This window comes from Nocardioides sp. (assembly GCF_025965415.1).
In the GTDB taxonomy this organism is placed as follows: domain Bacteria; phylum Actinomycetota; class Actinomycetes; order Propionibacteriales; family Nocardioidaceae; genus Nocardioides.
Genome location: NZ_JAOPWY010000001.1, coordinates 1 through 8,306 on the forward strand (window position 1 = coordinate 1; position 8,306 = coordinate 8,306).

Here is an 8,306-nt window from a genome sequence, read left to right on the forward strand (position 1 = left end):
CGCCCCCGCGGCGTCGGCGAGGTCGTCGGCCTCGGGGCCGTCGACGTGGCGCTGGGAGCGGCGCGAGGCGCGCTCGACGTCGGTGGCCGCCAGCTCGTCGGTGGCGGCCTGGGTCACCCGGGCGGTCAGCTCGTGGGCCTCGTCGATGACCACGACGTCGTAGTCGGGGATCATCGGCACGCCCTCGATCGCGTCGATCGCGAGCAGCGAGTGGTTGGTGATGACCAGGTGGGAGCGGTGGGCCTTCTCGCGGGCGAGCTCGGCGAAGCACTCCTGCCCGAACGGGCACTTGGCCGCGCCCAGGCAGTCGCGGTGGCTGACGCTGACCTGGCGCCACTCGCGGTCGGTGTGGCGTGGGGCGGCGTCGCGCTCGCCGCTGCCTCCGGCCTGGGACTGCTCCTCCGCCCAGCCGCGGAGCTCGAGCACCTTGCCGGCCATCGAGCCCTGCGGCACGTCGACCAGCACGCCCTGGTCGTCGGGCACGCCCTCGCGGATCCGGTGCAGGCACGCGTAGTTGGAGCGGCCCTTGAGCACGGCGTAGGACGGGGTCTCGTGCAGCACGTGCTGTGCGGCCTCGACCAGGGCGGGGATGTCGCGCTCGACCAGCTGGTGCTGGAGCGCGAGCGTCGCGGTCGCCACCACGACCCGCTTGTCGTGCAGCAGGCTCGGCACCAGGTAGGCCAGCGACTTGCCGGTGCCGGTGCCGGCCTGGACGAGCAGGTGCAAGCCGTCGACCATCGCGTCGGCCACGGCCTGCGCCATCTGGACCTGGCCCGGGCGCTCCTGGCCCCCGAGCTCGGCCACCGCGGTCGCCAGCACCGCGCGCACGGAGTCGGCGTCGGCGAGGTCGACCGGCTCGGCGGTGGTCGTGGGCGAGGGGTCAGGCACCCGAGAACCCTAGCCGCGGCCGGGGACACCGCCCGCCGCCGCGGTGCGGCGCGTCAGTCCTTCGTGGCGAACGCGGCGTCGAAGGCCGCGTCCGGCGCGTCGAAGGCCAGCCCGCGCACGAACTCGAGCGCCTCGGGCGCCCCCACGAGCCGGTCCATGCCGGCGTCCTCCCACTCGACGGAGATCGGGCCGGTGTAGCCGATGGTGTTGAGCATCCGGAAGCACTGCTCCCACGGGACGTCGCCGTGTCCGGTCGAGACGAAGTCCCAGCCGCGACGAGGGTCCGCCCAGGGCAGGTGCGAGCCGAGCCGACCGTTGCGCCCGTTGCCCGTCTGGCGCTTCGCGTCCTTGCAGTCGACGTGGTAGATCCGGTCCTTGAAGTCCCACAGGAACCCGACCGGGTCCAGGTCCTGCCACACGAAGTGCGACGGGTCCCAGTTGAGCCCGAAGGCCTCACGATGACCGATCGCCTCGAGAGCGGCGACGGTCGTCCAGTAGTCGTACGCGATCTCCGACGGGTGGACCTCGTGGGCGAACTTCACGCCCTCGCTGTCGAAGACGTCGAGGATCGGGGTCCAGCGGTCGGCGAAGTCCTGGTAGCCGGCGTCGACCAGTTCCTGCGATGCCGGCGGGAACATCGCGACGTACTTCCAGATGGAGGAACCCGTGAACCCGACTACGACGTCCACCCCGAGCTTGCGAGCCGCCCGGGCGGTCATCTTCATCTCCTCGGCCGCGCGCTGCCGTACGCCCTCGGCGTCGCCGTCACCCCAGATCCTGTCCGGGAGGATGCCGCGGTGCCGCTCGTCGATCGGGTCGTCGCACACCGCCTGGCCCTTGAGGTGGTTGCTGATGGCGAACACCTGGAGGTCGTACTTCTTCAGCATCTCGAGCTTGGCCGGGACGTAGGACTCGTCCTCGACGGCAGCCCAGGGGTCGAAGTGGTCACCCCAGCAGGCCAGCTCCAGGCCGTCGTAGCCCCAGCCGGAGGCGAGCCGGCACATCTCCTCGAACGGCAGGTCGGCCCACTGGCCGGTGAACAGGGTGACAGGGCGAGTCATCAGGTGTCCCTTCTCTGCTGGAGCGGTGCTGGTGTCATGCGGGGATGTCCTGCCACGTGGAGCTGAGCGAGCTCGCCTCGACGGCTGCGAGGACGCGCTGGACCTGCAGCCCGTCGGCGAAGGACGGGCTCGGGTCGTTGCCGGCAGCGATGTCGGTGACCAGGTCGACGACCTGGTGGGTGAAACCGTGCTCGTAGCCCAGCACGTGCCCGGGCGGCCACCACGCGGCGACGTAGGGGTGCTGGGGCTCGGTGACGAGGATCCGCCGGAATCCCGCCGTCGCCTCGGCGTCGCCGCCGTCGTAGAAGTGGAGGACGTTCATGTCCTCGAAGTCGAAGGCGATGCTGCCACGAGATCCGTTGACCTCGATGCGGATGGCGTTCTTGCGCCCGTTGGCGAACCGGGTGGCCTCGAAGACGCCCAGCGCGCCTCCGCGGAAGTGGGCCAGGAACGCCGCCGCGTCGTCGACGTCGACCGTGCCGCGGCCGGTCGCGCTCGCCGTGCCCGACAGTCCGGTGTGGGACTCCGCGGGCAGCGGGCGTTCCTTGACGAACGTCTCCAGCCTCCCGGTGACCGTGGCGATGGTGTCCCCGGTGATGAACTGCGTGAGGTCGACGATGTGCGCTCCGATGTCGCCCAGTGCCCCGGACCCGGCCTTCGCCTTCTCCAGACGCCACGACATCGGGGCTTCCGGGTCGACGATCCAGTCCTGCAGGTACTGCGCCCGGACGTGGTGGATCGTGCCGATGCGGCCCTCGGCGACGAGCTGGCGCGCGAGGGCGATCGCGGGGACGCGTCGGTAGGTGAAGCCGACCATGGAGCGTACGCCGTGCGCGGCGGCCTTCTCGGCGGCCGCGACCATGGCCTCGGCCTCCTCGACAGTGTTGGCCAGGGGCTTCTCGCAGAGCACGTGCTTGCCCGCCTCGAGCGCCGCGATGGCGATCTCGGCGTGCGTGTCACCGGGGGTGCAGACGTCGATCAGGTCGATGTCGTCCCGAGCGATGAGCGCCTGCCACGACGTCTCGGTGGTCTCCCACCCGAGCCGGGTGGCGGCCGCGGAAACCTTCGCCGGGTCGCGACCCGCCACCGCCGCCATCCGGGGGCGCAGCGGCAGGTCGAAGAAGCGGGGGGCGTTGCGCCACGCCTGGGAGTGCGCCGCCCCCATGAAGGCGTAGCCCACCATCCCCACGGACAGCGTGTCGTGCTCGGAGGTCATCATGGATCCTGTTCTGTCGTCGACCGGCTCGATGCAGCAGCCCCGTCCGACGCCCGCGGGCGCCGGACGGGACGTCGCTCAGGACTCGAAGGCGGAGTCGATGTACTGGTCGACGTTGTCGCCGGTGACGACCGGCGCGTAGAGCTGCACCAGGCGCGGGACCTCGACCTCGACCAGGTCGGTCATAGCCTTCTGCTGCAGGAGCAGGCGGGCGAGCTTGACGCCGTCGGCACCCTGGGTCGACGGGTAGATGACCGTCGCCTTGAGGACCCCGCTGCCGTCCTGGATCTCGCGCATGGCGTTGGCGGAACCGGCCCCGCCGATCATCACGAACTCGTCGCGACCGGCGTTCTCGATCGCGGCCAGGACGCCGACGCCCTGGTCGTCGTCGTGGTTCCACAGGAAGTCGATCTTCGGCTCGGCCTGCAGGAGGCTGGCCGCGACCTCCTCGCCGCTCTCGACGGTGAACTCCGCCGCCTGGCGGGCATCGACGTCGAGGCCGCACTCGGACAGCGCGTCCTCGAAGCCCTGGCTGCGGTCCTGGGTCAGCGGCAGCGAGTCGATGCCGGCGATCTCGGCGACGACGGCGTCCTCGTTGCCGTCGGCCTGCTCACAGACGTACTGGCCGGCGGACACGCCCATGCCGTAGTTGTCGCCGAGCACGGTGACCCGGGCGGCGTTGGGGTCGTCGAACTCACGGTCGACGTTGATGACCGTGATGCCGGCCTCCATCGCCTGGAGGGCGACGGGGGTCATCGCGGCTCCGTCGAAGGGCAGCAGGACGATGGCGTCGACGCCGTCGTTGATGAAGGTCTCGACCTGGCTGATCTGGAGGTTGACGTCGTTGGTGCCCTCGGCGATCTGCAGGTCGAGGTCGGGGTACTGCTCGGCGAGGTCGCGGACGTTGTTGGTGATGGCCGCCATCCAGCCGTGGTCGGCGGCGGGTGCGGAGAAGCCGATCGTGACGGTGTCGCCGGCCTCGTCGTTGCCGCCCTCGGCGGCCACGGGGGCGGAGTCCGAGGAGCTCTCCTCGTCGTTGGCGGCGTCCTCGGCGCTGCCGGTGCAGGCGGACAGGGCGAGGACGGCGACCGCGCCGACCACGAGGCCGGGGTAGCGGCGGCTCTGCTGCCGTGAGGTGGTGGTGCGCAGTCGCATGGGATGTGCTCCTTGTGTCTGGTGTGGGTGCGATGGTGCGGTGTGGTGCGGGTGGGGCGGAGTTCCGAGTGCGTGCATGGCCAGCTGGTCAGGTCGTGGTCGAGCGTCGGGCCAGGCGCTGCTGGAGCAGCACGGCGACGACGATGATCAGACCCTTGGCGACGGCCTGGGTCGAGCTGTCCTGGTTGTTGAGGACGAAGACGTTGCTGAGAGTGCTGAAGATGAGCACGCCGATCACGGTGCCGACGATGGTGCCGCGCCCGCCGGTGAGGAGCGTCCCGCCGATGACGACCGCGGCGATCGCGTCGAGCTCCAGAAGCGTGCCGTGGGTGGAGCTGCCGGTCGAGGTGCGGGCGAGGTACATGAGCGCGGCCAGGCCGCAGCAGAGCCCGACGAGCACGTAGAGCATGGCCGTATGACGCTTGACGTTGATGCCGGCGAGACGCGCTGCCTCGGGGCTGCCACCGACGGCGAGGGTGCGACGCCCGAAGGTCGTCCGGTTGAGCAGGAACCAGCCCCCCACCGCGACCAGGGCGAAGATGACGACGAGCAGCGGGACGCCGAGGACGTCGGCGGACCAGAAGTCCTTGAACCCATCGACCCGCACGATCTGGGTGCGTCGCTCGGAGATGATCTCGGCCAGTCCACGTGCGGACGCCAGCATGGCGAGGGTCATGATGAAGGGGACGATGTTGCCGTAGGCGATCAGCACGCCGTTGACGAGTCCGCAGGCCCCGCCGACCACGAGGGCGACCAACACCATGAGGGTCCAGTGGGCGTCCTCGGCCATGTTCTGGGTGGCGAAGGTGGTCGCCCACACCGAGGAGAGCGCCACGATGGCGCCCACGGACAGGTCGATCCCCCCTCCGATGATCACGAACGTCATGCCGATGCTGACCACGCCGACGATGGAGGCGAGTCGCAGGATCGTCACCAGGTTGTCGATGCTCGCGAAGCGGTCGCCCGCGGTGCCGGCGCCGACGACGCAGATCACGAGCAGCGCCACCACCAGGCCGATGTTGCGACCGAAGGCGCCGCTCATCAGGCCGGCACCCCGCGACGTCCCCGCGGACTCGGAGGCGGCGCGCTCCACCCGGACGGTGTCGCTCGAGGGAGCCACGGTGTTCTCCACCGCGGTCAGGTCAGGGGCTTGGTCGGGGGTGGTGCGGTGCTCGCTCATGCGGCGCTTCCTTCCATGACGAGATCGAGGACACGGGACTCGTCGATCTCCTGTGCAGGTCCCTCGTGCACGACGCGGCCCTCGCGGACCACCAGCACCCGGTCCGCGAGCCCGAGCACCTCCTCCACCTCGCTCGACACGACCACGACGGCGACGCCCGAGTCGGCCAGGGCGCGGACGACGGCGTAGATCTCGGCCCGGGCGCCGACGTCGACGCCACGCGTGGGCTCGTCGAGCAGGAGCACCCGGCACTCCCGGAGCAGCCACCGCGCCAGGACGACCTTCTGCTGGTTGCCACCCGAGAGGAGGCGTACGAGGCGGTCGACACCGCCCGGGCGCACGTCGAGCGACTGGGTGACCTCGGTGGCGCGACGACGTTCCTCGCCGCTGTCGAGGAGCCCCAGGCGGGCGAAGCGACCGAGCGTGGAGATCGTGATGTTGCGATAGACCGCCTGGTCGAGCAGCAGGCCCTGGCTCTTGCGCTCCTCGGGGGCTAGTCCGAGACCGGCCTTGACTGCTGCCGGGACCGATCCGCGGCGCAGCTCGCGCCCGTTGACGCGTACGGTGCCCGCGGACGGACGGCGGGCGCCGTAGACCGTCTCGAGGATCTCGGACCGTCCGGCGCCGACAAGCCCGGCCAGCCCGACGATCTCCCCGGCGTGGACGCTGAGGTCGACTCCGGAGAACACCCCCGGCAGCTCGAGTCCGCTGACCTCGAGGACGGCGTCGCCCGAGGTGGCCACGCTGGTGCCGCGGGGCGGGAAGACGTACTCGATCGAGCGCCCCGTCATCAGCTTGATGAGGTCGGCGGTGGGCGTGTCGGCCACGGCGAGACCCGAGGCGACCGTGATGCCGTCCTTGAGCACGGTGATGCGGTCGCCGATCTGGCGGATCTCCTCGAGGCGGTGGGAGATGTAGACCACGGCCACGCCCTCGGTGGTGAGGTCGCGGATGACGCGGAAGAGGTTGTCGACCTCGCCCTGGTCGAGCACGGCCGACGGCTCGTCGAGGACGAGGAGGCGGGTGTCCTGCGAGAGGGCACGGGCCATGCTGACGATCTGCTGGGCAGCAGGCGTGAGTCGCCCGACCTCGCGGGTCGGAGGGATCTCGCTGTGCCCGAGGCGGGCGAGCAGGTCGGCGGTCACCCGGTTCGTCCGGCCACGCTGGCTCATCCCGGCCGAGGAGAGCTCGTGTCCCAAGAAGACGTTCTCCGCGACGGAGAGGCCCGGCACCAGGTCGAGCTCCTGGTAGATCGTGGAGATGCCCAGCTTCATCGCCGACTGCGGCGTGGACAGCGTGACGGGCTGGCCCTCCCAGAGGATCTCGCCCTCGTCGGGCTGGTAGCAGGAGGAGAGAACCTTGATCAGGGTGGACTTGCAGGCGCCGTTCTGCCCAAACAGGCAGTGGACCTCGCCCGGACGGACGTCGAGGTCGACGCCGCCCAGCGCGAGCACGCCGGGGAAGCGCTTCACGATGCCGCGCATCTCGAGCAAGGGGGCCGTGGTCGGCGGGGACGTCACCCGCGAACTGTGGCATGCGTCACCCGCTTTTGTCGAGGGTCAATCAAAAGTCTGTCGCCTAGCGTTCAAAGTTCGGGATGTGCTTGACTCCGCCCGTGCGCACCGGCGAGCTCTTCGACCTCCTTCGCGACGGAAGGCCCTGGACCCGCGCGCAGCTCGCCGACGCGACGGGCCTGGCCCGCTCCACCGTCACCGCCCGGATCGACACCCTCATGCGGCTCGGACTGGTCGCGCCGTTCGGCGGTGCCCGCTCCACCGGCGGCCGTCCCCCCGCCCTCTTCGCGCTCAACCCGACGGCCCGCCTGGTCGTCGGCGTGGACGTGGGAGCCACCCACGCGAGGGCGGCGCTGACCGACCTCAACGGCACGATCCTCGGCGAGGTGGACGCCCGGCTCGCTGTCGCGGACGGACCGGTCCCGATGCTCACGTGGGTCGTGGAGTCCGTGCGCGACCTGCTCGCGGCCAGCGGCCGGCCGATCGCGGACCTCGCCGCCATCGGCATCGGCCTGCCCGGTCCGGTCGAGCACTCCACGGGTCGACCGATCAACCCCCCGATCATGCCGGGCTGGGACCGCTACGACGTGCCGGGCCACCTCCAGCGGCACTATCCCGTGCCGGTGCTCGTCGACAACGACGTCAACATCATGGCCCTGGGCGAGCGGCGCCTGCACCTGCGCGACGTCGACGACCTCGTGCTCATCAAGGTCGCGACCGGCATCGGCGCCGGCATCGTGTCCGGTGGCGTGCTCCAGCGTGGCGCGCAGGGCACCGCGGGCGACCTCGGGCACGTCCGCGTCCCCGGCGCCGCCGACGTACCGTGCCGTTGCGGCAACACCGGCTGCCTCGAGGCGGTGGCGGCCGGCCCCGCGCTGGCCGCCGCGGTCCGCGCCCAGGGCGGGAGCGCCGAGACCGGGGGTGACGTGGTCGACCTCGTGCGCGCGGGCAGCCAGGTGGCCATGGCTGTGGTCCGCCAGGCCGGGCGAGACATCGGCGAGGTCGTCGCCACCATGGTCAACCTGATCAACCCGTCGGTCGTGGTCATCGGCGGCCAGGTCGCCGGCGCCGGCGAGCACCTGCTCGCCGGGATCCGGGAGTCGGTCTACCAGCGCTCGCTGCCGCTGGCCACCGAGCACCTGCGCATCGTCACCTCCAGGGCCGGCGGGGAGGCCGCGGTGCTGGGTGCGTCCGCGCTGGCCATCGAGCACGTCCTCTCCCCCGAGGTCGTGGAGGCGGCCAGCGACGCCCTCGCCGCCGCGGACGTCGCGGCCGAGGTCGCGGCCGGTCGC

The 8,306-nt window shown here is 71.2% G+C and carries 7 protein-coding genes; 1 reads left to right on the top strand and 6 read right to left on the bottom strand.

From position 1 onward, the window contains the following. From JWN97_RS00005 to JWN97_RS00030, 6 genes are all read right to left on the bottom strand, one after another. The coding region (locus JWN97_RS00005; RefSeq protein WP_363321229.1) for an ATP-dependent DNA helicase at positions 1–888 on the bottom strand (888 nt) is incomplete at its 3' end. Between the two features lie 53 nt (positions 889–941). Then, positions 942–1,949, bottom strand: a complete 1,008-nt coding sequence (locus tag JWN97_RS00010) for a sugar phosphate isomerase/epimerase family protein (protein WP_297616163.1) — start codon at positions 1,947–1,949, stop codon at positions 942–944. 34 nt (positions 1,950–1,983) lie between these two features. Further along, positions 1,984–3,165, bottom strand: coding sequence for a Gfo/Idh/MocA family oxidoreductase (locus JWN97_RS00015; RefSeq protein WP_297616166.1), 1,182 nt, complete (start codon positions 3,163–3,165; stop codon positions 1,984–1,986). Positions 3,166–3,243: 78 nt separating this feature from the next. Next, entirely contained in the window at positions 3,244–4,320 is a 1,077-nt protein-coding gene (locus JWN97_RS00020) for a substrate-binding domain-containing protein (protein WP_297616169.1), read from the bottom strand. An 88-nt stretch (positions 4,321–4,408) separates the two neighbouring features. Further along, the gene (locus JWN97_RS00025) at positions 4,409–5,500 is read right to left on the bottom strand and encodes an ABC transporter permease (RefSeq protein WP_297616171.1); all 1,092 of its coding nucleotides are present in this window, start codon (positions 5,498–5,500) and stop codon (positions 4,409–4,411) included. Beyond that, positions 5,497–7,020: a sugar ABC transporter ATP-binding protein gene (locus JWN97_RS00030; RefSeq protein WP_297616175.1), complete on the bottom strand. Its 1,524-nt coding sequence runs from the start codon at positions 7,018–7,020 to the stop codon at positions 5,497–5,499. Before JWN97_RS00030 ends, JWN97_RS00025 begins: the two co-directional genes overlap by 4 nt. 95 nt (positions 7,021–7,115) lie before the next feature. Here JWN97_RS00030 and JWN97_RS00035 point away from each other — a divergent pair. Then, on the top strand, positions 7,116–8,306 hold a 1,191-nt coding region (locus JWN97_RS00035), incomplete at its 3' end, for an ROK family transcriptional regulator (RefSeq protein ID WP_297616178.1).

Excerpts from the sequence above, each read along its gene's own strand:
- JWN97_RS00010 (WP_297616163.1), bottom strand. The coding sequence starts at position 1,949 with ATGACTCGCCCTGTCACCCTGTTCACCGGCCAGTGGGCCGACCTGCCG.
- JWN97_RS00015 (WP_297616166.1), bottom strand. The coding sequence starts at position 3,165 with ATGACCTCCGAGCACGACACGCTGTCCGTGGGGATGGTGGGCTACGCC.
- JWN97_RS00020 (WP_297616169.1), bottom strand. The coding sequence starts at position 4,320 with ATGCGACTGCGCACCACCACCTCACGGCAGCAGAGCCGCCGCTACCCC.
- JWN97_RS00025 (WP_297616171.1), bottom strand. The coding sequence starts at position 5,500 with ATGAGCGAGCACCGCACCACCCCCGACCAAGCCCCTGACCTGACCGCG.